Origin of the sequence: Methylobrevis albus, assembly GCF_015904235.1 — a bacterium.
Classification (GTDB): domain Bacteria; phylum Pseudomonadota; class Alphaproteobacteria; order Rhizobiales; family Pleomorphomonadaceae; genus Methylobrevis_A; species Methylobrevis_A albus.
Genome location: NZ_JADZLT010000056.1, coordinates 199,049 through 220,643 on the forward strand (window position 1 = coordinate 199,049; position 21,595 = coordinate 220,643).

Sequence of the window (21,595 nt, forward strand, 5' to 3'; positions counted from 1 at the left end):
GGGAGAAGGGAAGAGCGGCGCGGCCGAGCGCGTTTCCTCCGCTTGACCCACCTGCCCCGCCCATGCCTCATCGCCCCGACATCACCAACCACGGCGGCGAGAGCGAGATGGGCGGGAACGGGCGCTGGGATTTCTGGATCGACCGCGGCGGCACGTTCACCGACATCGTCGCGCGCCGCCCGGACGGCGGCCTCGTCTCGCACAAGCTGCTGTCGGAGAACCCGGGCGTCTACGACGACGCGGCGATCCAGGGCATCCGCGACCTGATCGGAGTCGCGGATGGTGCTGCGCTGCCGGCCGGGCTGATCGGCACCGTCAAGATGGGCACCACGGTCGCAACCAACGCGCTGCTGGAGCGAAAGGGTGAGCGCACCGCGCTGCTCGTCACGCGCGGCTTCCGTGACGCGCTGGAGATCGGCTACCAGGCCCGGCCCGATATCTTCGCCCGGCGGATCGTCAAGCCGGCGCTGCTCTACGAGACGGTGGTGGAGGTGGGCGAGCGGGTGCTCGCCGACGGCAGCATCGAGCAGGCGCCGGACCTCGATGCCGTCCGGCTGCAACTCGCGGACCTCAGGGCGGACGGCTACGACGCGCTGGCGATCGTCTTCATGCACGCCTACGCCTTCCCGGCGCACGAGGCGGCCGTCGCGGCACTGGCGCGGGAGATGGGCTTTGCCCAGGTCTCGGTCAGCCACGAGGTGTCGCCGCTGATGAAGCTGGTCGGGCGCGGCGACACCACGGTTGTCGACGCCTATCTCTCGCCGATCCTCGGCCGCTACGTCGGCCGCGTCGCGGCGGCGCTGCAGGGCGACGGCGCGGCGCCGGCGCCGCGGCTGTTCTTCATGACCTCGGCCGGCAGCCTCACCTCGGCCGATCTCTTCCGCGGCAAGGACGCGATCCTGTCCGGCCCGGCGGGCGGCGTGGTCGGTGCGGTGGAGACGGCGCGCGAGGCGGGCTTCGACCGCATCATCGGCTTCGACATGGGTGGCACCTCCACCGACGTCTCGCACTACGACGGCCATTTCGAGAAGGCGTTCGAGACCGAGGTCGCGGGCGTGCGGATGCGGGCGCCGATGCTGCGCATCCATACGGTGGCGGCCGGTGGCGGCTCGCTGATCGCCTATGACGGCGCGCGCCTCACCGTCGGCCCGGCGTCGGCCGGCGCCGATCCGGGGCCGGCGTGCTACCGCCGCGGCGGGCCGCTCGCCGTCACCGATGCGAACGTGCTGCTCGGCAAGCTCGATCCGGCGACCTTCCCGGCGATCTTCGGGCCGGAGCGCGACCAGCCGCTCGACGCCGAGGTGGTGCGGGCGCGATTCGCAGCGCTGGCGGCCGAGATCGGCGACGGCCGCAGCCCGGAGGACGTCGCCGAAGGTGCCGTCACCATTGCGGTCGAGAACATGGCCAACGCGATCAAGAAGATCTCGGTCGAGCGCGGCCACGACGTCACCGGCTATGCGCTGGCCTGCTTCGGCGGCGCCGGCGGGCAGCACGCCTGCCTCGTCGCCGACGCGCTCGGCATGGGCCGCGTCTTCATCCACGCCGTCTCGGGCCTCCTGTCGGCTTACGGCATCGGCCGGGCCGCCGTTGGCGCGACGCGCCGGCAGGCGGTGGTGAAGCCGCTGGTGGACGGCCTGCTGCCCGACCTCGGCGCCCTGCTGGACCGTCTCGCCGAGGACGCGGCGGCTGAACTCGCCGGTCAGGGCGTGCCCGCGGGCGACATCCGGATCCGCGAGGCGCTGCATCTGCGCTACGACGGCACCGACACGCCGATCGAGGTCGACTTCGCCGGCCGCGACATCGCGGCGGCGCTCGCCGGCTTCGCCGCGGCCCACAAGGCGCAGTTCGGTTTTGTGTTCGCCGACAAGGCGGTGGTGGTCGAGGCGGCGGAGATCGAGGCGCGCGCCGCGGGCGCGGCGATCGCGGCCGCGTCCGACGCGCCGCCGGCCGAGCGTGAAGCGACGCCGTCACGGACGACGCGGTTCTATGCCGGCGGCGGCTTCCACGCGGCCGGTGCCTTCCGCAGCGACGAACTCGCCCCCGGCGACGTCGTCGCCGGCCCGGCGCTGCTCGTCGAGCCGCATCAGACCATCGTCGTCGAGCCCGAATGGCGGGCGCGGATCCTGCCGGGCGGCCACACCGTGCTGGAGCGCACGCGGGCGAAGACGCGCGCCGCGGCCGCCGGCACCGCGGCCGACCCGATCATGCTCGAGGTGTTCAACAACCTCTTCATGTCGATCGCCGAGCAGATGGGCGTCACGCTGCAGAACACCGCCTACTCGGTCAACATCAAGGAACGGCTCGACTTTTCCTGCGCGGTGTTCGACGGCGACGGCCATCTCGTCGCCAACGCGCCGCACATGCCGGTGCACCTCGGCTCGATGGACCGCTCGGTGGAGACGGTGATGCGGGAAAACGCCGGCCGGATCGAGCCCGGCGATGTCTTCGTGCTCAACGCGCCCTATAATGGCGGCACCCACCTGCCCGACCTCACCGTCGTCACCCCGGTGTTTTCCGCCGATGGCGGCCGCATCCTGTTCTGGGCGGCGAGCCGCGGCCATCATGCCGACATCGGCGGGGCGGCGCCCGGCTCGATGACGCCGCTCGCGACCACCGTCGAGGACGAAGGCGTCCTCATCGACAACTTCAAGCTCGTCGACGGGTCGGTGCCCGGCGGCCGGTTCCGCGAGGCGGAGCTCGTCGCGCTGCTCACCGACCATCGCTGGCCGGTGCGCAACGTCGCGCAGAATCTCGCCGACCTCCGCGCCCAGGTCGCCGCCAACGAGAAGGGCGTCGCCGAACTCAGCCGCATGGTGGAGAGCTTCGGGCTCGCCACCGTCGAGGCCTACATGGGCCATGTGCAGGACAACGCGGAGGAGAGCGTCCGCCGCGTCATCGACCGGCTGCACGACGCCGCCTTCACCTATCCGACCGACACCGGCGCAGTGATCGAGGTGCGGGTCAGCGTCGACCGCGCGCGGCGCGAGGCGACCGTCGACTTCACCGGCACCAGCCCGCAGCAGCCCAACAACTTCAACGCCCCGGAACCGGTGACGCGCGCGGCGGTGCTCTACTGCTTCCGCCTGCTGGTCGATACGCCGATCCCGATGAACGCCGGCTGCCTGCGGCCGATCCGCATCGTCGTGCCGGAGGGCTCGATGCTGAAGCCCGCCTACCCGGCCGCCGTCGTCGCCGGCAACGTCGAGACCAGCCAGCACGTCACCAACGCCCTTCTCGCGGCGCTCGGCGCCATGGCGCCGGCGCAAGGGACGATGAACAACCTGACCTTCGGCAACGACCGCTACCAGTACTACGAGACGATCTGCTCCGGCGCGCCGGCCGGGCCCGGGTACGACGGCATCGATGCGGTCCACACGCACATGACCAACTCGCGGCTGACCGATCCGGAGGTGCTCGAGTTCCGCTTTCCGGTGGTGCTGGAGGCGTTCTCGGTGCGGCGCGGCTCGGGCGGGCGCGGGCGCTGGTCGGCGGGCGGCGGCACGCTGCGCACGATCCGGTTCCGCGAGGCGATGGACTGCGCGATCCTTTCCTCGCACCGCGCCTTCGGCCCGCCGGGCCTCGAAGGCGGGGCGGCCGGCGAGACCGGCGCGACGGAGGTCCGCCGCCTCGACGGCTCCACCGAGGTGCTCGGCGCTTCGGCCCAGACCACCCTCGCCGCCGGCGAGGCCGTCACGGTGCGAACCCCGACGGGCGGCGGCTTCGGCCGCGCCTGATGCGGGGTTCCGGGCATCGGCTCCTCGGAATCAGCGCTGCGCCGGTTTGAGCACGCGACCGCTGGCGCCGCGTCGGCGGCCATCCCATAAGCCGGTGCCAGATACCCGCAGTAACGTCTCGTTCACCATGTTGCGCTGCACATTCCACGACAACTCAAAACGAAAGTGCAGATGCACCGGAACGAAAGCCGAATTCTTGGCCGATGAAACAATCCGCATTATTTCTTGAGTGCAAACTGCCCCAAATTTGACCAAGTTAAGCACGATTGAACGTTCTGTAATGTACGTTTCACAACGAGCCGGGCCTTCGCTCTCCGGCCTCGACGGGTTCAGTGCCGCGTAAGGCGAAAGAGGACGATTATGGACCGGACGAAGCTGATCATCGCGGAAGCGGTGAGCCAATATCCGCTCAAGGCCAGCCAGGAATGGGCGCGCGCCTTCGGCAACGACAGCAGCGTCGAGATCGATCACATCGAGACGAGCCCCACGTCCTACGACGTGCACGACTACCTGTTCGAAGGCCAGGCCCAGGTGTTCCTGCGCCATGGCGACGAGCCGGCGGCTCAGGCGGTTTCGGCGCATGTCTTCGGCCGCTGCGATGGTCGCCGCGTCGAACTCGACCGCTTCGTCTTCGATATCGCGTCCTGACTTGGTCAGGGCGACACCACGCCCTGCTGATCCGACCGGCCGACAATCGGGGCGCGATAAGCCCTGCTTAACCGGGATCGGATATCAAGGAATGGCTTGGGTGACCGAGGGTTTTCCCCGGTTGCCACGGGGCCGGCCGGTGCGCCGCCGAGATGATCGGCTGACGGACCGGCAGGCAGAGGTGCGGGGGCAAGCTCGCTTGCCGCATTTGGTGACCGCCGCGTACGGCGAGCACTCCGGTCCAATCGGGCGCTGAGGTGACCCCCTCAGATCGCGCCGACGAGGATTGCGCCCACGAACAGGAACGCGGCGCACACGCACAGAACATTGAGGCTCTTTGTCATGGTCATGGCATTGCCTCTCGTCTCGCAGCTCTGACACGATGAGTGTAGGGTCAAAAGCCCGCTGCACGAAGAAAATCTTTATGTGCAGCGCAGCATTCTCAATCACTTAGATGTTAGCGAAGTCGAATAGCGCCGAAATTCCGGGACTTGCCGCAATTCCGACCGCTTTTCGGACCTAGCCGCGTGCCAGCCGTTCGAGCCAGTTGGCGGCCGCGAGCGCGACCCGATCCTGTCCGAACGGGGCCACGACCTGGACACCGAGCGGCAGACCCGCCTCGTCGACCAGGCCCGGCACCGCGACCGCCGGCGTCCCGATCAACGTCCAGAGGCGGTTGAAGGTGGCGACGCCCGTCGAGCCGAGCCCTTCGGGCGGCGCGCCCGGGGCCGCCGGCATGAGAAGAACGTCGACGTTTTCGAAGAGTTCCCCCACCCGCCGGCGCGCCGTGTGCGCCACCGACCGGGCGGCGTCGTAGGCCGCCGTCTCGGTCGCGGCACCCCGCGCCAGCGCCTCGGCGAGCACGGCGGACAGCGCCGCCCCGTGGTGATCGCGCTCGTGCGCCAGCGCCAGCGCGCCCTCATATTCCATGATCAGCGGATGGATGCGGTCGGCCGCAGCGACGGTGCCGGAGAGGTCGACGGTCCGGATTTCGGCGCCTTTCGCGGCCGCCCGGCGCACGAGGCGATCGACGGCTCCGGCCATCGCGGCACTCGGCTCGGCCGAAAAGCCGCTGCGGACGACACCGATTCGCGGCGCACCGAAATCGGTGACGTCGACGCGGAGTTCGCGGCCCGAGATCGCCGAGAGGAACATGGCACAGTCGGCGACGCTCGCCGCGAACACGCCGACGGTGTCGAGCAGCCACGAGAACGGCTTCACGCCGACCGTCGGCAGCAGCCGGTAGGACGGCTTGATCGCCGCAATGCCGCAGAAACTCGCCGGCCGGATCACCGAGCCCGCCGTCTGGGTGCCGAAGGCGGCCGTCACCATGCCGGCGGCGACCGCCGCCGCCGAGCCCGACGACGAGCCGCCCGGCGTATGCCCCGGCGCCGCCGGATTGCGGGTGACGGTCGGGTTCAGATAGGCGAATTCCGTGGTGCGGGTCTTGCCGAGCACGGCCGCGCCGGCGCGCCGGGCCATGGTGACGACGCTGGCGTCGGCGCGCGGCTGCCAGCCGTCGTAGATCGGCGAGCCGTAGCCGGACGGCATGTCGGCGGTGTCGAAGACGTCCTTCACGCCGATCGGCAACCCGCGCAAGGGCCCGCCTGCCCCGGTTGCCGCGGTCCGCGCGCCACCGAGATCGAGATGCGCGAAGGCGCGGATGTCGGGTTCGCGCTCGTCGAGGGTCGAGGCGACCCCGTCGTAGACCGCCTCGATGGAGGTCCGGCCGGCGTCGAGCCGGGCGAGCAGATCGAGCAGCGAAAGCATGGCACCTCCCTCGGCCGCCAGCGCACGCCGAAGGCCGGCTGGGGGCGGGGCGCCATAAGACAGGCGGTGCGAGTGTTGTGCAAGGGAGGCGGGCAAGAGGTCGCGGGACGCGTAGCCATTAGGCCGGCGCCGCGGCGTCAGGCGAAATAGAACAGGGTCGCGAGGGCAAAGCAGGTGAGCGCGCGATCGAGCGGCACGGCGGCGCGGGCAAGGCCGGCGGCCGACGGCGCGGCGGCGAGGCGGCCGAGTTCGCGGCGCGACGCCCCGAGCCGCCCGGCCGCATCATCGCTCGCCATCACGACGCCGGCGAGGTCGCCGCGGACCGCGACGAGACCGGCAAGGACTGGATCGGAGGTGGACGACGGCTGCGGCATCGAAGCTCCTGCTGCGACAGGTCGAAGCCGACCATGCCCGTGCAAGCGTTAATGCCGCGTCTCCACGCGATGCCTTCTGCACCGTTTTCCGCAGATTTCCGTGGACCGCGCCGGAAAGCGGGCGGAACGAAAAATGAACGCCCTTCATCTTCCGCCGGCCGCCGTGCCATGTTATCGGCTGTTCCATGGTGCGGAAACGCGCGGATGCCGCACCGCAAGACAAGGCCGACATGACCGATCGCGACGATCTCTTCGCCAATCTCGACGCCGCCGTTCGTGCGATGAAGGCCAAGACGCAGCCGCGCCGGACCACGGGCGCCGCGGCGCCCGAACTCGCAGCCCCGGACCCCGTCGTTCCGCCGCCTGCCCTTGACGCCGTCCCCACCCCCGTTGCGCCCGCCGCCAAGTCGCCGGCCCGGCCGGCGGCCGCCGGTGCACGCGCGGCCGTGCCACCGAAGCCCGCCGGCGGCGACGATTACGACGCCGCGTCGATCGAGGTGCTGGAGGGGCTGGAGCCGGTGCGGCGCCGGCCGGGCATGTACATCGGCGGCACCGACGAGCGCGCCTATCACCACCTCTTCGCCGAGGTGATCGACAATTCGATGGACGAGGCCGTCGCGGGTCACGCGAGCTGGATCGAGGTCGAGCTCGACGCCGACGGCTTCCTCTCCGTAACCGACAACGGCCGCGGCATTCCGACCGATCCGCATCCGAAATTCCCGGGCAAGTCGGCGCTCGAGGTCATCATGACCACGCTGCATGCCGGCGGGAAGTTCGACAGCAAGGTCTACGAGACCTCCGGCGGCCTGCACGGCGTCGGCGTCTCGGTGGTGAACGCGCTGTCCGAGGTGCTCGAAGTCGAGGTGGCGCGCGGGCGGCAGCTCTGGCGCCAGCGCTTCGAGCGCGGCCATGCCGCCTCGCCGCTCGAAAGCCTCGGCGAGGTGATGAACCGGCGCGGCACCCGCGTGCGTTTCCGGCCCGATCCGCAGATCTTCGGCGCGGCCGCGAAGTTCGATCCGGCGCGGCTGATGCGGATGGCGCGCTCGAAGGCGTACCTGTTCGGCGGCGTCGAGATCCGCTGGCACTGCGCGCCGGCGCTGGTGGACGGCACGCAGACGCCGGCCGAGGCCGTGTTCCGCTTTCCCGGCGGCCTCAAGGACTATCTGGTCGAGGCGCTCGGGTCCGAGAAGCGGGTCGTCGAGGAGCTGTTTTCGGGCCGCACGCCGAAGCACAGCGGGCATGGCGCGGTCGAGTGGGCGGTGTCGTGGTTCGGCGGCGACGGTTTCGTCAACTCCTACTGCAACACCATCCCGACGCCGGAGGGCGGCACGCACGAGCAGGGCCTGCGCATGGCGCTCGCCCGCGGCCTCAAGGGCTACGGCGAACTCACCGGCAACAAGCGCGTCGCGGCGGTAACGCCCGACGACGTGATGACCTCGGCCGGGGCGATGCTCGCCGTGTTCATCCGCGAGCCCGAATTCGTCGGCCAGACCAAGGACAAGCTCGCTTCGGCGGAAGCGGCCCGCATCGTCGAGAACGCGGTCAAGGATGCCTTCGACCACTGGCTCGCCGGCTCGCCGAGCCAGGCGTCGCGCCTGCTCGACTGGGTGATCGACCGTGCCGAGGAACGGCTGCGGCGCCGGCAGGAAAAGGAAGTCGGCCGCAAGACGGCGCTGCGCAAGCTGCGCCTGCCCGGCAAGCTCGCCGACTGTTCGCAGACGGCGGCGCAGGGCTCGGAGATCTTCATCGTCGAGGGTGATTCGGCCGGCGGCTCGGCGAAGCAGGCGCGTAGCCGCGCCAGCCAGGCCGTGCTGCCGCTGCGCGGCAAGATCCTCAACGTCGCCAGCGCCGGACGCGAGAAACTCGGCCAGAACCAGCAGCTCTCCGACCTGTTGCAGGCGCTTGGCTGCGGCACGCGGGCCCAGTACCGCGAGGCGGATCTCCGCTACGACAAGGTCATCGTGATGACCGACGCCGACGTCGACGGCGCCCACATCGCCTCGCTGCTGATCACCTTCTTCTACCGCGAGATCCCGAACCTGATCCGCGAGGGCCACCTCTATCTCGCCGTGCCGCCGCTTTACCGGCTGAGCCAGGGCGGCAAGACGATATATGCCCGCGACGACGCCCACCGCGAGGAATTGCTCGCGACCGTGTTCAAGGGCCGGCAGAAGGTCGAGATCGGCCGCTTCAAGGGCCTCGGCGAGATGATGCCGTCGCAGCTGAAAGAGACCACGATGGACCCGGCGACGCGCACGCTGCTGCGCGTCCAGATGATCGAGGACGAGGCGGTCGCGACCGCCGATTCGGTCGAGCGGCTGATGGGCAACAAGCCCGAGGGGCGCTTCCAGTTCATCCAGGAAAACGCCGAGTTCGCCGTCGACCTCGATATCTGACCCGGCTCAGGACGGGGTGCGGGTATCGCTCGCCGCATCGCGCCGGGCGGCATAGTCGAGGTCGAGCCGCCCCTCCTCCGCCTTGAAGTAGTACTGGCTCGCGACCAGCCAGCCCTTCAGCGGCCGCAGCGGCGGGATGCAGGTGAGCAGCAGGAACGGCAGCGTCGTGATCAGGTGCATCCAGTAGGGCGCCTGGAACGCAACCTCGATCCACAGCGCCAGAATGACCGCCGGCACGCAGGCAAAGCAGATCACGAAGAAGGCCGGGCCGTCGGCCGGATCGGCAAAGCCGTAGTCGAGGCCGCAGACGTCGCACCGCGGCGCGATGGTGAGGAAGCCGTCGAACAGGTGGCCCTCGCCGCAGCGCGGGCAGAGCCCGCGGATGCCGGTCGAGACCGGCGGCAGCGGCGGGTAGTAGGCGGGGTATTCCTGCATCGAAATTGCTCCTCGGCCTTCCGGCAACGGTCTTGATATTGTATGGATCATCGGCAGTTTGAAGCGACATTCCATGCATTATGTATGGATGTCTTTGTATGGTTCCGCTTGTCCTGATCGATGCGCGGGCCGGCCGGGGGCGCGCGCCGACGATGTGGACACCGTGGATCAAGACCGAGGCCGGCTCGAAGTTCCTCGGCATCGTGGCGGCGATCGAGGAAGACGTCGCGGCCGGGCGGCTGGCCGAGGGCGACCGCATGCCGGCACAGCGCGGCGTCGCCGCGGCGCTCGGCATCGATCTCACCACGGTGACGCGGGCCTATGGCGAGGCGAAGGTCCGCGGCCTGCTCACCGCCGCGCCCGGCCGAGGCGGCACGCGGGTTGCGCCGGCCGCGCCGGGCAAGGCGCGCCGGTCGCTCGCCGATCCGGTCGATCTCAGCCTCAACATCCCGCCGCAGCCGGCGCGCGCCGACCTCGGCGCCCGGATCACCCGCGCGACCGCGGAGGTGCTGCGCGCCGGCACGCGGGTGCTGCAGTACCATTCGGCGGCGGGCAGCGATGCCGACCGCGCCGCCGCGGCCGCCTGGCTCCGCGGCACGCGGGGGATCGGCCGCCCCGGACAGATCGTCGTCGCCGCCGAGGCGCAGGCTGCGCTCTACGCCACCTGCCAGGCCCTGCTCGGCCCCGGCGCGGTGGTCTGCTGCGGGGCGCTGACCTATCCCGGCATCCGTGCGGCCGTGGCGGCGCGCGGTGCGGTCCTGCAGGGCCTCGTCATGGACGAGGGCGGCATCGTCCCGGAGGCCTTCGCCGAGGCGTGTGCGCGCGGGCCGGTCGCGGCGCTCTATCTCGTGCCGACGATGGACAACCCGACCACCGCCACGATTGACGCGGGCCGCCGGGCCGAACTCGCGCGGATCGCCGCGGCGCACGGCGTGACGATCATCGAGGACGACCCTTACCGCGAACTCGCCGTGGACCCGCCGCCGGCGATCGCCGGCATCGCGCCGGCCCATACCGTCCACATCGCGACGCTGGCAAAATGCGCGACGCCGGGGCTTCGCGTCGCCTACCTGCTGGCGCCGTCGACGGCGCTGGCCGACCGGATCGCCGACGTCCTCAGGGCGAGCACGTTGATGGCGCCGCCGCTGATGACGGCGGTGGCGAGCCGCTGGATCGCCGACGGCACGCTGCTCGGCATCGTCGCCGCGCTGCGCGAGGAATGCGCGGCACGGCAGGAGATCGCGGTGCGCCACCTCGGCGCCGCGGCGTTCCGCAGCGAGGCGAACGCGCCGCACATCTGGCTGCCGCTGCCCGCCCCCTGGTCCGGCGACGCCTTCGCCGCTGCCGCGGCGCGGGACGGCGTCGCGGTGGTGCCCGCCTCGGCCTTTGCGGTCGGCGCCGCCGCCCCCGCCGCCGTCCGCATCTCGCTCGGCGCGGCCCCGAGCCGCCCTGCCCTCACTTCCGGCCTCCGCCGCATCGCCGCCCTGCTGGTGAGCGGACCGGAGCGGCGGGAGATCGGGGTGGTGTGAGCGCCGTCCTCCGATTGCCCGATTTCGACCCTTGCTGCCCTATTGACAGGCACACGGACTTCCCGCTAACGTTCCTAAACGATTAGGACAGACGAGAATTAAAATCGTTTAGCTCGACTATGGTCCGCCGATCGGTCCAAAACCTAAACGATTAGGTAGCCTGGGGAGGCTTGGGTGAGGAAGTCGACCATGCGCGACGTCAGCCGCGCGACCGGACTGTCGATGTTCACGGTGTCGCGCGCCCTCAGCGGCGGCGACGGCGTGTCGACCGAGAGCCGTGAGCAGGTGCTGAAGACGGCGCGGGAACTCGGCTACATCCCGAACCGGGCCGCGCAGGAACTGCGGCGGGCGAGCCGGGATTCGGTGGCGGTGATCACCGCCAGTACCTCCAACTCCTACTACCTCGACCTGATGGCCGGCATCCAGCACGCGCTGCGGCCGTCGAACTGGACGGTCGTGGTCGGTGACGTCGCGGTCGACGGCATCTACGACCCCCGGCTCGAGGACCGGATGGTGCAGCGGCTGATCGAGTCGCGCATGGCCGGGGTGATCTCGACGCTGACGCTGACGCCGGAGAACACCCGCCTGCTCGCGAGCTGGGACATCCCGGTGGTGTTCGTCGACTCCTCGCCGCCCGCCTCGGCGCGCGATTTTCCGAGCGTCACCACCGACAACTACAACGCCAGCCTGATGGTCGGCGCGCACATCGCCGAGCACGGGCTGAAGGACTGGCTGTTTCTCGTCTATCCGCCGAAGTGGTCGACGCGCTTCGACCGCGAGCGCGGCCTGCGCGACAGCGCCAAGCGGCACGGGGCGCGGATCGTCGTGCTCGAGAGCGAGAACGACGCGGTGTCGGGCTACGACACCCTCGCCGCCCACCTCGAAGCCGCCGGCAAGCTGCCGGACGTGCTCGTCGCCGGCAACAACCCGCTGCTGCTCGGCGCGCTCAACCTCGTGCGCGACCGCGGCATCAAGGTCCCCGGCGACCTCGCCCTCGTCGCCTACGACGAGTTCGCCTGGTCGTCCCTCGTCAACCCGCCGCTGACCGTCCTCGACGAGCGCAGCGAGGAGATCGGCCGGCTCGCTGCCCGCACCCTCGCCGAGATCATCGAGGGCCAGGCCGAGGCCGAGAAGCGCGGCGGCTCCAAGACACCGGTCTATCGCCCCGAGCACCAGCAGCAGGTGCCGGCGCAACTGGTGATCCGCCGCTCCTGCGGCTGCCACGGCGGCAGCTTCGCGGCGACGCCCGCCCCGGCCTGAGCCGGCGCGGCGACAGAACGACCCCATCCGGCAGCCGGCGACGGCCGCCGCTTCGTCCGCCCCGCCGGGGCGGCGCCCCGTGCGCTCGCGTGCACGAACCCCGCCGCGCGTCCGCCAGCCGGCGCCGCGGTCTTTCGAAGGCTGGCCGCAGACCCGAAGCCTTGTTGAGGAGGAAACCAACAATGAACACGACCGCACGCTTCCGCCACAGTCTCACCGTCTCCGTCGCCGCGCTCGCGACGCTCGTCGCCGCCTCGGCCGCGAACGCCCAGTCGATGCCCGAGAAGATCGAGCAGATCGGCCTGATGGTGCAGGACATGTCCAACCCGTTCTTCTCGGCGATGGACAAGGGCGCCAGGGAAGCCGCCGAGGCGATCGGCGCGACGCTGAACACCCAGGATGCCCAGCTCGACCTCGCCAACCAGAACACCCAGATCGACGCCTTCATCCAGCAGGGCGTCGACCTGATCGTGATCTCGGCGGTGGACGAAGGCGGCATCGGCCCGGCGATCGCCCGCGCCAAGGCGGCCGGCGTGATCGTCATCGCCGTCGACACCCCGGCCGTCGGCGCCGACGCGGTGATCATGACCGACGCGGTGCAGGCCGGCGAGAAGTCGTGCCAGTACCTCTTCGAGCAGATGGGCGGCAAGGGCGAGGTGCTGCTCGTCGACGGCACGCCGATCCAGACGATCATCGACCGCATCGCGGGCTGCAAGACGGTGGCGGCGAACTTCCCCGACATCAAGATCGTCGGCCAGCAGGCCTCGAAGAACGACCGTGCCTCGGGCCTGCTCGTCACCACCGACATGCTGACGGCGAACCCGGACGTCACCGGCATCTTCGGCATGAACGACCCGTCCGCGCTCGGCGCGGTGCTCGCGGTGGAGCAGGCCGGCAAGTCCGGCTCGATCAAGGTCACCGGCGTCGACGGCAGCCCGGAAGCGGTCGCCGAGCTGACGCGCGAGGGCTCGCCCTTCATCGCCAGCGCGACGCAGAACCCGGCCGAGATGGTGCGCCAGGCGGTGAAGATCGCAGGCGACATGGTCGCCGGCAACCCGCCGGCCGAGACCACCATCCTGATCCCGAGCGTGCTCGTCAGCCGCGACACGGTGAAAGACTACGCCGGCTGGTAAGCCGCGGCCGCGGTTCTCGCCGCGGCGGAATGCGACAGGGATCGGGCGCCCCGGCGCCCGGTCTCTCCCCGACACCCAACTCCGGATGGATGCCATGGCCGAGGAGCCGCTGCTCCGACTCGAGGGCGTGACCAAGCGCTTCGGCGCGACGCTGGCGCTCGACGACGTGCGCTTCGACCTCCGTGCCGGCGAAGTTCACGCGCTGATGGGCGAGAACGGCGCCGGCAAGTCGACACTGATGAAGATCCTCGCCGGCAACATCGACCGCGACGCCGGGCGCATCGTCATGGACGGGCGCGAGATCGAGATCCGCTCGCCGCGCGACGCCCGGAGCCATGGCATCGCGATCATCCACCAGGAACTCAACACCGTCCCCTTCATGACGGTGGCCGAAAACCTCGCGCTCGGCAACGAGCCGCGCACCGCGCTCGGCCTGCTCGACCGCCGCCGCATGATGGCGGACGCGCGGGAGAAGCTCGCGCGCATCCATGCCGACATCGATCCCGCCCGCCCGCTCGGCTCGCTCAGCGTCGGCCTGCAGCAGATGGTCGAGATCGCGCGGGCGGCCAGCGAAGAGGCCCGCGTGCTGGTGCTCGACGAGCCGACCGCGGCGCTGTCGCGGTCCGAGGCGCTGGAGCTCTACCGGATCATCAGCCAGATGCGCGCCGCGGGCGTCGGGCTCGTCTACATCTCGCACCGGATGGAAGAGGTCTGGCAGCTCGCCGACCGCGTCACCGTGTTTCGCGACGGCACCTATGTCGGCACCGGCCGCATGGGCGCGATCACGCCGACCGTCGTGGTGCGCATGATGGTCGGCCGCGCCATGGGCGACCTCTACGATCACGCGCCGCGCGCGCCGGGCGACGTGATGCTCGAGGTCCGCGGTCTTTGTGACGACCGCGTCGGGCCGGTGGACCTTGCCGTGCGCGCCGGCGAGGTGGTCGCCATGGCCGGGCTGATCGGCTCGGGACGCACCGAGGTCGGGCGGCTGATCTTCGGCGCCGATCCGCGCAGCGGCGGTACGGTGCGGATCGCGGGGCGCGACAGCGCGCCGGCCGACCCGTTCGGCGCCATCGCCGACGGGATCGGCATGGTGCCGGAGGACCGCAAGGACCAAGGCCTCTTCCTCGAGCACTCGGTCGAGGACAACATCGCGATTTCGTCGCTCGACCGCTTCGTCACCGCTGGCGTCGTGCGCCGCGGCGAAGCGCGCAGCGCCGTGACGCGGCAGATGGAGCGGCTGCGGCTCAGGCTCAGCGCGCTCGCCCTGCCCGTCCGCGCGCTTTCCGGCGGCAACCAGCAAAAGGCGGCTCTGGCGCGCTGGCTGCTCCGCGATTCCCGGGTGCTGATCCTCGACGAGCCGACCCGCGGCGTCGATATCGGCGCCAAGCGCGAGATCTACGAACTGATCGACGAGCTCGCCCGCGCCGGCAAGGCCATCCTCGTCATCTCTTCCGACCTGCCCGAGGCGATCGGCATCAGCGACCGGCTGCTCGTCATGCGCGCCGGCCGGATCGTCCACGAACTCGTCTCCGCCAGCGCCACCGAAGAAGACGTGATGGTCCACGCGACCGGTGCCGGCGCCGGCACGCCCCATTCCGACGGAGCCACCGCATGACCCACACCCCAGACCATCCGGCGCCGCGTGCGCCCGAGGCGCCCGCCCGGCAGCCGTTCGATTTCGCCAAGTGGTGGGACCGGGTCGGCATCCTCTTGGTGCTGGTCGCGCTGCTGCTGCTGATGTCGGCGATCGCGCCGAACTTCAACCGCGTCGACAACCTGCTCAACATCGCCCGGGCGATCTCGGTCAACGCGATCCTCGCCGCGGGCCTCACCTTCGTGATCCTCACCGGCGGCATCGACCTCTCGGTCGGCTCGACCATCGCCGTCTCCGGCGTGGTCGCGGTGATCGCGGCGATCGCCGGCTGGCCCGCTCCCATCGCGATCCTCGCCGGCGTCGCGGTCGGCGCCGCCTGCGGCCTCGCCAACGGCGTGCTGATCGCCTATCTGGCGCTGGCGCCGTTCATCGTCACGCTCGGCACGATGACCTTCCTGCGCGGCCTCGGCTACACGATCACCGCCGGCCAGCCGATCGTCTCCAGCGACCTCAACTTCCGCGACGTCGGCAATGGCTATCTCTCCGGCGTGCCGGTGCCGGTGCTGATCATGATCGCGGTCTACGTCGTCGCCTGGTTCGTGCTGGAACGCACCCGCTACGGGCGCCACGTCTATGCCGTCGGCGGCAATCCGCAGGCGGCGAGGCTCGCCGGCGTGCGGGTCGGGCGGATCCTCACCTCGGTCTACGTCATCGCCGGCGCCTGCGCCGGGCTCGCCGGCGTGATCTTCGCCGCCCGGGTGATCTCGGCGCAGCCGACGGCCGGCACCGGCTACGAGCTCGACGCCATCGCGGCGGTGGTGCTCGGCGGCACCAGCCTCGCCGGCGGCCGTGGCCGCATCGTCGGAACACTGATCGGCTCGGTCATCCTCGGCGTGCTCAGCACCGGGCTGATCCTGCTCAACGTGCCCTTCTTTACGCAGCTGCTGATCAAGGGCGTCGTCATCATCCTCGCGGTCGCGATCGACGGGCTGAAGCAGCGCCCGCTGCCACTGTTCCTGAAGCGCCGCCAGGCGGCGGCGGGCGCCGAGCGGCCCTGAGGCCACGTTGCTTCCAGAGCTTGTTCCCCGCGGTCCACGACATGGGACCGCGGCGACGGCGGGCGCCTCCTCCTCCCCCTCTCACGGTGCCCGCCGTCCCTCTTTCCTTCGGAGTTCCGTCATGGCCGAAACCGTCACCATCACCGATCCGCTGCCGGGCGCCCGCGTCCACGAGCCGGTGCGCTTCACAGTCGCCGGCGAGCATCCCGCCCCCTTGCGCTGGGCGACGACCGACGGCGGCGACCGCGTGCTGTGCCAGCGGCTTGCCGCAGGTTCGGGCGGCGGGCGCACCGCCTATGTCGCGGCGGTGAGCTTCGAGGGCACCGTCACTCTCGCGCTCGGGGCCGCGGCCGAGGGCGCGGAGGGCATCCGCACCCTGCCCGGCAAGGAGAGCGACTGCTTCGCCCGGCTCGACACCGGCGCCTTCGACCTCGAGCTCTGCGCGGGCAAGGCCGAGGGGCTCGGCTCGTCGAAATGGGGCATCCGCCACTTCCGCGCCACGGCCGACGGGTTCGAGCTGCTTCCCTCGGGCAACAACGCCATCGGCGGCTTCTACGGGCCGTTCTTCACCCCCGAGAACGGCCTGATCAACCCGCCGGAGCACACCCGCGTCGAGATCGAGGTCGTCGAGCGCGGCCCGGTGCTGCACCACTACCGCATGCACGGCGTCATCCCGGACGGCCTGCTCGACGAGCTGAAGGGCAAGCGCTTCACGATCGACTGGCAGTTCTTCCACCGGACGCCGTGGTTCCAGCGCCGCTACCTCGTCGACGACTTCCAGACCGTGATCAACGGCCGCTCCGTCACCAACAAGATCACCGTCGGCGACGAGTTCGAGGGCGGCCAGGGCAAGCTGGTGTTCGACCGCTTCGCCGCCTATGGCGGCACCCGCTACCGCGCCGGCGATCCCTATGCCGGCGAACTCGTCGCCATGGTGGCCGAGACGGTGGCGAACTCCGCCGACGACAGCCCGAAGTTCGAGGAGTTCCGCCGCGAGCTCGCCGACATCGAGGCGGCGCACTGGGACCTCTACTGGCGCCTGTTCTGCAAGTGGGAGGGCGTGCTTTCCGACGACGAGATCCGCGCCCGCCTCGCCCGCGTCCGCGCCGCCGCCCACGTCAAGGCCGACCGCAACGACCGGCCGTGGATGCTGACCGACGCGCCGGTGGACGTGTCGGCGACACCGCACGAGACGATCTTCCCCGGCCCCGCCTCGAAGACCGTCGAGTACGACGAGGCGTCGGGCCGGGCGATGGTGTGGTGGACGTCGCAGCCGTCGGGCGCGTTCCAGATCGTGCAACGGCGCCAGTCCGGCTGGGTGAACTGGGGCTCGAACGGCGAGAACGAATGCCCGGAGCTGCCCGTGGGCGTCGACATCAAGACCGCCTACGGCCCGTTTGCGGGCCGCTGGGAGGCGGTGGCAGACGGGCTGGAAACGCCGCCCGTCGTCATCGTCCGCTGAAGGGGCGGTCTGCCGACGGCTCAGCCGTCGCCGTCGATCACCGCCCGCACCTTGCGGGCGAGGTGCTCCATGGCGAACGGCTTCGTCAGCATCGGCAGGCCGGAGGAGCCGGCCATGCCGGCGGCGAGCGCGTCGTCCGGCGCATAGCCGGAGACGAACAGCACCGGCAGCTCGGGCTTCGCGGCCCTGGCCGCCATGGCGAGTTCGTAGCCGGTCATCACCGGCATCACGACATCGGTGACGAGCAAGGCGATGTTCTCGGCGATCGCGATGGGCAGCGCATCGGCGCCGCTGCCCGCCTCGACCACCGTATAGCCGAGGTCACGCAGTACCTCGACCGCATAGGCCCGGACCCGCGGATCGTCCTCGACGACGAGGATGATCTCGGCCGGCGAGCCGTGCGGCAGCGTTGCATCGATCGCGCGCGGCAGCCGTTGGCCGGGTTCCTCGCCGTAGTAGCGCGGCAGATACATCCGTACCGTGGTGCCCTCGTCGACCGCCGACTCGATCTTCACGTGACCGCCCGACTGGCGCACGAAGCCGAACACCTGGCTGAGGCCGAGGCCGGTGCCGCGGCCGACGCCCTTCGTGGTGAAGAACGGATCGAACGCCCGCGCCACCACCTCTTCACTCATTCCCTCGCCCGTGTCGGCCACCGCGATCGTGACATACTCGCCGGCCGGAAGGTCGTAACAGCGGGCTTCCTCCTCGTCGACGTAGACGTTGCTGCAGTCGATCGTCAGCCGGCCGCCGTCCGGCATCGCATCGCGGGCGTTGACCGCGAGGTTGAGCACGGCATTCTCGAGCTGGCCGGGATCGGAATGGATCCGCCAGAGGTGAGCGGCCGCGACGATGCGGGTCTCGATGCGTTCGCCGAGCGCCCGGGTGAGCAACTCCGACATGCCGGCGACCAGTGAGCCCGGCTCGACGACCTTCGGGTCCAGCGGTTGCTGGCGCGAAAAGGCGAGCAGCCGGTGAGTCAGGGCGGCGGCGCGACGGGCCCCGTCGAGCGCGCCGTCGATGTAGCGCTGCACGTCGGTCTCGCCGCGGGCGAGGCGCTTGTCCAGCAGTTGCAGGCCGCTGATCACCACCGAGAGCATGTTGTTGAAGTCGTGCGCGATGCCGCCGGTGAGCTGGCCGACCGCGTCCATCTTCTGCATCTGCCGCATGGCGCCCTCGGCCTCGAGCAGCCGCGCGGTGCGTCGCTCGATCTCGAGCTCCAGTTCCTCTCGGGAGCGGGCGAGCACCTCGCGCGCATCGACGATGTCCTGGATGTCGGTGCAGCTGCCGAACCAGCGGGTGATGCGCCCATCGGCATCACGCACCGCCTGGGCACGGCCGAGCACCCAGCGATAGACGCCGGAGTGGTGCCGCAGCCGGTATTCGATGTGATAGGGCGCACCCGTGCGCAAGCTATGGCGCCAGACCGTCCAGGCCCGCTCCTGATCGTCGGGGTGGAAGAGGCCGTTCCAGCCCTCGCCGTCGGTCGATCCCGGCGGCACGCCGGTGAACTCGTACCAGCGCGCATTGTAGTAGTCGTGGAAGCCGTCGGGACGGGTCGACCAGACCATCTGGTCGATCGAGTTGGCGATCGCCTGGAAGCGTGCCTCGCTCTCACGCGCCTGGCGCTCGGCCTCGTGACGCTCGTCGATGTCGACGACCGAGCCGATGTAGCCGAGGAACTCGCCGGTCTCGCTGTGGCGCGGGGCGCCGGCGTCGATCGCCCAGCGGTAGGCGCCGTCTGCGCGGCGGATGCGGTACTCGATCCGGAAGGGGCGATGCGCGGCATTGGCGGCGAGGAAAATGTCGGCCGCCATCTGCTTGTCGTCGGGATGGGTCGCCTCGAGCCAGCCGAAACCGAGCGCGTCCGCCTCGGTCTGGCCGGTGTAGTCGTACCAGAGCCGGTTCAAGTACTCGCAGTAACCGGTCGCGTTGGTGAGCCACATCATCACCGGCGCCTGATTTGCCATGGTGCGGAAGCGCTTCTCGCTCTCGCGGACGAGGCGTTCGCCGATCACGCGCTCGGTGGTCTCGCTGACGATACAGAGCACACCGGCGACGGCGTCCGTCTCGTCGAACACGGCCGAATAGGAGATGTCGAAATAGACCGTTTCGGGATAGCCGTGCCGTTCGATGTAGAACGGCCGGTCCTTGGCATGGAAGGTTTCGCCGGTCTCGCGAACCTGCCGCAACAGCGGCTCGAGGTCGTCCCAGAGCTCGGACCAGTTCTCCGCCGCCGGGCGGCCGAGGGCGCGGGGGTGCTTGTTGCCGATCGTCGGCGCATAGGCGTCGTTGTAGAGCGCGACGTAGTCCGGGCCCCAGAACATCACGATCTGGGCGCGTGATCCGAGCATCAGACCGACGGTGGTACGAAGCGCCGGCGACCAGCTGCCGAAGGCGCCGAGCGGGGTCGTCGTCCAGTCGAGACGTGCGATCAATCCACCGAGTTCGCCGCCTCGGGCAATGGACCGGGAAACCGTATTGACCATGATCGACCTGCTCTCACGCATCCCGCCATGGGCGGGACCATCATAGGACCAATCAACGAACAATGAAAAAAGTTCATCGGCTGTTCGCCGTTCGTGCCGTCCCGGGCCGGCGCTTCGCGATGCTCCCCGCCGTTTTGCGGCTGCTCACGAAGGCCGGATCGCGCCCCTGCCAGGGCGGAATCCGAGGGATCGACGCAAAGAAGGCCGGCTGCAACAGCAACCGGCCTTCCTTGCGTTTTCACGGACCGACGCGCCCCCGGAGGGAGCGGCGGTCCCGCGTCCGGATCAGCCCTTGAGGATGCTGCGGCCGGCGTAGCGCGCCTGCGGCCCGAGTTCCTCGGCGATGCGGATCAGCTGGTTGTACTTCGCCACCCGGTCCGAGCGGGCGAGCGAGCCGGTCTTGATCTGACCGCAGTTGGTGGCGACGGCGAGGTCGGCGATGGTGCTGTCCTCGGTCTCGCCCGAACGGTGCGACATGACGGCGGTGTAGCCGGCCTTGTGCGCCGTCTCGACCGCGTCGAGCGTCTCGGACAGCGTGCCGATCTGGTTGACCTTGACGAGGATCGAGTTGGCGGTGCCGAGCTTGATGCCGTGGCGCAGGCGCTTCGAGTTGGTGACAAAGAGGTCGTCGCCGACGAGCTGCACCTTGGAGCCGATCTTGTCGGTGAGCAGCTTCCAGCCGTCCCAGTCGTCCTCGGACATGCCATCCTCGATCGAGATGATCGGGTACTTCGCGGCGAGCGAGGCGAGATAGTCGACCTGCTCCTCGATCGAGCGGGTGACGCCCTCGCCCTCGTAGACGTAGGCGCCGTTCTTGAAGAACTCGGTCGCGGCGCAGTCGAGCGCGAGGTAGACGTCCTCGCCCGGGCGGTAGCCGGCCTTCTCGATCGAGGCGACGACGAAGTCGAGCGCCTCGGTGGCGGAGGCGAGGTTCGGCGCAAAGCCGCCCTCGTCGCCGACGCTGGTGTTGTGGCCGGCGGTCTTCAGGCCCTTCTTCAGGGTGTGGAAGATCTCGGAGCCGATCCGGACCGCCTCGGCGATGCTCTCGGCACCGACCGGCATGATCATGAATTCCTGGAAGTCGATCGGGTTGTCGGCATGGGCGCCGCCGTTGATGATGTTCATCATCGGCACCGGCAGGATGCGCGCGTTCGGGCCGCCGACGTAGCGGTAGAGCGGCAGGCCGGCGGACTCGGCGGCGGCCTTGGCGACGGCGAGCGAGACGCCGAGGATGGCGTTGGCGCCGAGGCGGCTCTTGTTCGAGGTGCCGTCGAGCTCGATCAGCGCCTCGTCGATCTTCAGCTGGTCTTCCGCGTCGAGCCCGCCGATCGCCTCGAAGATCTCGTTGTTGACCGCATCGACGGCGGCCATGACGCCCTTGCCGAGGTAGCGGTCGCCACCGTCGCGCAGTTCGACGGCCTCGTGGGCGCCGGTGGAGGCGCCGGACGGCACGGCCGCGCGGCCGAAGGAACCGTCTTCGAGAATCACGTCGACCTCGACGGTCGGATTGCCACGGCTGTCGAGGATTTCGCGGCCGACGATGTCGATGATGGCGGTCATGCGGGAGGGACTCCGTTGGATGGGCCTGGATGAGCAGGCCGGGGCGGCAAGGGACAGAGCCGCCGGGAACCGGGGGTTTCTATAGCCGAGGCGTATGACGCTGCAAAGGCCGGGTACGGCGCGACACGGTGGTCATCGCCCGCGTCGCCC

14 protein-coding genes are annotated in these 21,595 nt (G+C 70.2%); 9 read left to right on the forward strand and 5 right to left on the reverse strand.

Annotated elements, in window-relative coordinates:
• Nucleotides 1–62 precede the first annotated feature (62 nt).
• Both I5731_RS18335 and I5731_RS18340 read left to right on the forward strand, forming a co-directional pair.
• The gene (locus tag I5731_RS18335; RefSeq protein ID WP_235981900.1) at nt 63–3,734 is read left to right on the forward strand and encodes a hydantoinase B/oxoprolinase family protein; all 3,672 of its coding nucleotides are present in this window, start codon (nt 63–65) and stop codon (nt 3,732–3,734) included.
• Nucleotides 3,735–4,094: 360 nt separating this feature from the next.
• The gene (locus I5731_RS18340; RefSeq protein WP_197312862.1) at nt 4,095–4,382 is read left to right on the forward strand and encodes a hypothetical protein; all 288 of its coding nucleotides are present in this window, start codon (nt 4,095–4,097) and stop codon (nt 4,380–4,382) included.
• A 519-nt stretch (nt 4,383–4,901) separates the two neighbouring features.
• Here the strand turns inward: I5731_RS18340 and I5731_RS18345 are convergent.
• Nucleotides 4,902–6,152: an amidase gene (locus I5731_RS18345; RefSeq protein ID WP_197312863.1), complete on the reverse strand. Its 1,251-nt coding sequence runs from the start codon at nt 6,150–6,152 to the stop codon at nt 4,902–4,904.
• A 137-nt stretch (nt 6,153–6,289) separates the two neighbouring features.
• The gene (locus tag I5731_RS18350) at nt 6,290–6,526 is read right to left on the reverse strand and encodes a hypothetical protein (protein ID WP_197312864.1); all 237 of its coding nucleotides are present in this window, start codon (nt 6,524–6,526) and stop codon (nt 6,290–6,292) included.
• Nucleotides 6,527–6,756: 230 nt separating this feature from the next.
• Here I5731_RS18350 and parE point away from each other — a divergent pair, with 230 nt between their 5' ends.
• The gene (parE, locus tag I5731_RS18355; RefSeq protein WP_197312865.1) at nt 6,757–8,922 is read left to right on the forward strand and encodes a DNA topoisomerase IV subunit B; all 2,166 of its coding nucleotides are present in this window, start codon (nt 6,757–6,759) and stop codon (nt 8,920–8,922) included.
• Between the two features lie 6 nt (nt 8,923–8,928).
• Here parE and I5731_RS18360 read toward each other — a convergent pair whose 3' ends face one another.
• Nucleotides 8,929–9,357 (reverse strand): DUF983 domain-containing protein, encoded by a 429-nt coding sequence (locus I5731_RS18360; protein ID WP_197312866.1) that lies wholly within the window; start codon nt 9,355–9,357, stop codon nt 8,929–8,931.
• A gap of 98 nt (nt 9,358–9,455) precedes the next feature.
• Between I5731_RS18360 and I5731_RS18365 the strand changes: the two genes are divergently transcribed.
• The 6 genes from I5731_RS18365 (at nt 9,456) to I5731_RS18390 (ending at nt 17,396) form a co-directional block, all read left to right on the forward strand.
• Entirely contained in the window at nt 9,456–10,886 is a 1,431-nt protein-coding gene (locus I5731_RS18365; protein ID WP_235981901.1) for an aminotransferase-like domain-containing protein, read from the forward strand.
• 174 nt (nt 10,887–11,060) lie between these two features.
• On the forward strand, nt 11,061–12,146 hold the full coding sequence (locus I5731_RS18370; protein WP_197312867.1) for a LacI family DNA-binding transcriptional regulator: 1,086 nt from the start codon (nt 11,061–11,063) through the stop codon (nt 12,144–12,146).
• A 182-nt stretch (nt 12,147–12,328) separates the two neighbouring features.
• Nucleotides 12,329–13,279, forward strand: coding sequence for an ABC transporter substrate-binding protein (locus I5731_RS18375; protein ID WP_197312868.1), 951 nt, complete (start codon nt 12,329–12,331; stop codon nt 13,277–13,279).
• Between the two features lie 94 nt (nt 13,280–13,373).
• Complete coding sequence (locus tag I5731_RS18380) at nt 13,374–14,897, forward strand: sugar ABC transporter ATP-binding protein (protein ID WP_197312869.1); 1,524 nt, start codon at nt 13,374–13,376, stop codon at nt 14,895–14,897.
• Entirely contained in the window at nt 14,894–15,934 is a 1,041-nt protein-coding gene (locus tag I5731_RS18385) for an ABC transporter permease (RefSeq protein ID WP_197312870.1), read from the forward strand. The genes I5731_RS18380 and I5731_RS18385 overlap by 4 nt, the downstream gene beginning before the upstream one ends.
• A gap of 121 nt (nt 15,935–16,055) precedes the next feature.
• Nucleotides 16,056–17,396: a hypothetical protein gene (locus I5731_RS18390; RefSeq protein ID WP_197312871.1), complete on the forward strand. Its 1,341-nt coding sequence runs from the start codon at nt 16,056–16,058 to the stop codon at nt 17,394–17,396.
• A 20-nt stretch (nt 17,397–17,416) separates the two neighbouring features.
• On the opposite strand, the gene I5731_RS18395 is transcribed toward I5731_RS18390, so the two are convergent.
• Nucleotides 17,417–19,834 carry a PAS domain S-box protein gene (locus I5731_RS18395; protein WP_197312872.1) on the reverse strand — a complete coding sequence of 806 codons (2,418 nt, stop codon included), beginning with the start codon at nt 19,832–19,834 and terminating at the stop codon, nt 17,417–17,419.
• Nucleotides 19,835–20,170: 336 nt separating this feature from the next.
• On the reverse strand, nt 20,171–21,445 hold the full coding sequence (eno, locus tag I5731_RS18400) for a phosphopyruvate hydratase (protein WP_197312873.1): 1,275 nt from the start codon (nt 21,443–21,445) through the stop codon (nt 20,171–20,173).
• Between the last annotated feature and the right edge of the window lie 150 nt (nt 21,446–21,595).

Bases quoted from the DNA above. Each gene is read 5' to 3' on its own strand.
- eno (WP_197312873.1), bottom strand. From the start codon at position 21,445: ATGACCGCCATCATCGACATCGTCGGCCGCGAAATCCTCGACAGCCGT.
- parE (WP_197312865.1), top strand. From the start codon at position 6,757: ATGACCGATCGCGACGATCTCTTCGCCAATCTCGACGCCGCCGTTCGT.
- I5731_RS18385 (WP_197312870.1), top strand. From the start codon at position 14,894: ATGACCCACACCCCAGACCATCCGGCGCCGCGTGCGCCCGAGGCGCCC.
- I5731_RS18375 (WP_197312868.1), top strand. From the start codon at position 12,329: ATGAACACGACCGCACGCTTCCGCCACAGTCTCACCGTCTCCGTCGCC.
- I5731_RS18390 (WP_197312871.1), top strand. From the start codon at position 16,056: ATGGCCGAAACCGTCACCATCACCGATCCGCTGCCGGGCGCCCGCGTC.
- I5731_RS18360 (WP_197312866.1), bottom strand. From the start codon at position 9,357: ATGCAGGAATACCCCGCCTACTACCCGCCGCTGCCGCCGGTCTCGACC.
- I5731_RS18350 (WP_197312864.1), bottom strand. From the start codon at position 6,526: ATGCCGCAGCCGTCGTCCACCTCCGATCCAGTCCTTGCCGGTCTCGTC.
- I5731_RS18380 (WP_197312869.1), top strand. From the start codon at position 13,374: ATGGCCGAGGAGCCGCTGCTCCGACTCGAGGGCGTGACCAAGCGCTTC.
- I5731_RS18365 (WP_235981901.1), top strand. From the start codon at position 9,456: ATGGTTCCGCTTGTCCTGATCGATGCGCGGGCCGGCCGGGGGCGCGCG.
- I5731_RS18345 (WP_197312863.1), bottom strand. From the start codon at position 6,152: ATGCTTTCGCTGCTCGATCTGCTCGCCCGGCTCGACGCCGGCCGGACC.
- I5731_RS18335 (WP_235981900.1), top strand. From the start codon at position 63: ATGCCTCATCGCCCCGACATCACCAACCACGGCGGCGAGAGCGAGATG.
- I5731_RS18340 (WP_197312862.1), top strand. From the start codon at position 4,095: ATGGACCGGACGAAGCTGATCATCGCGGAAGCGGTGAGCCAATATCCG.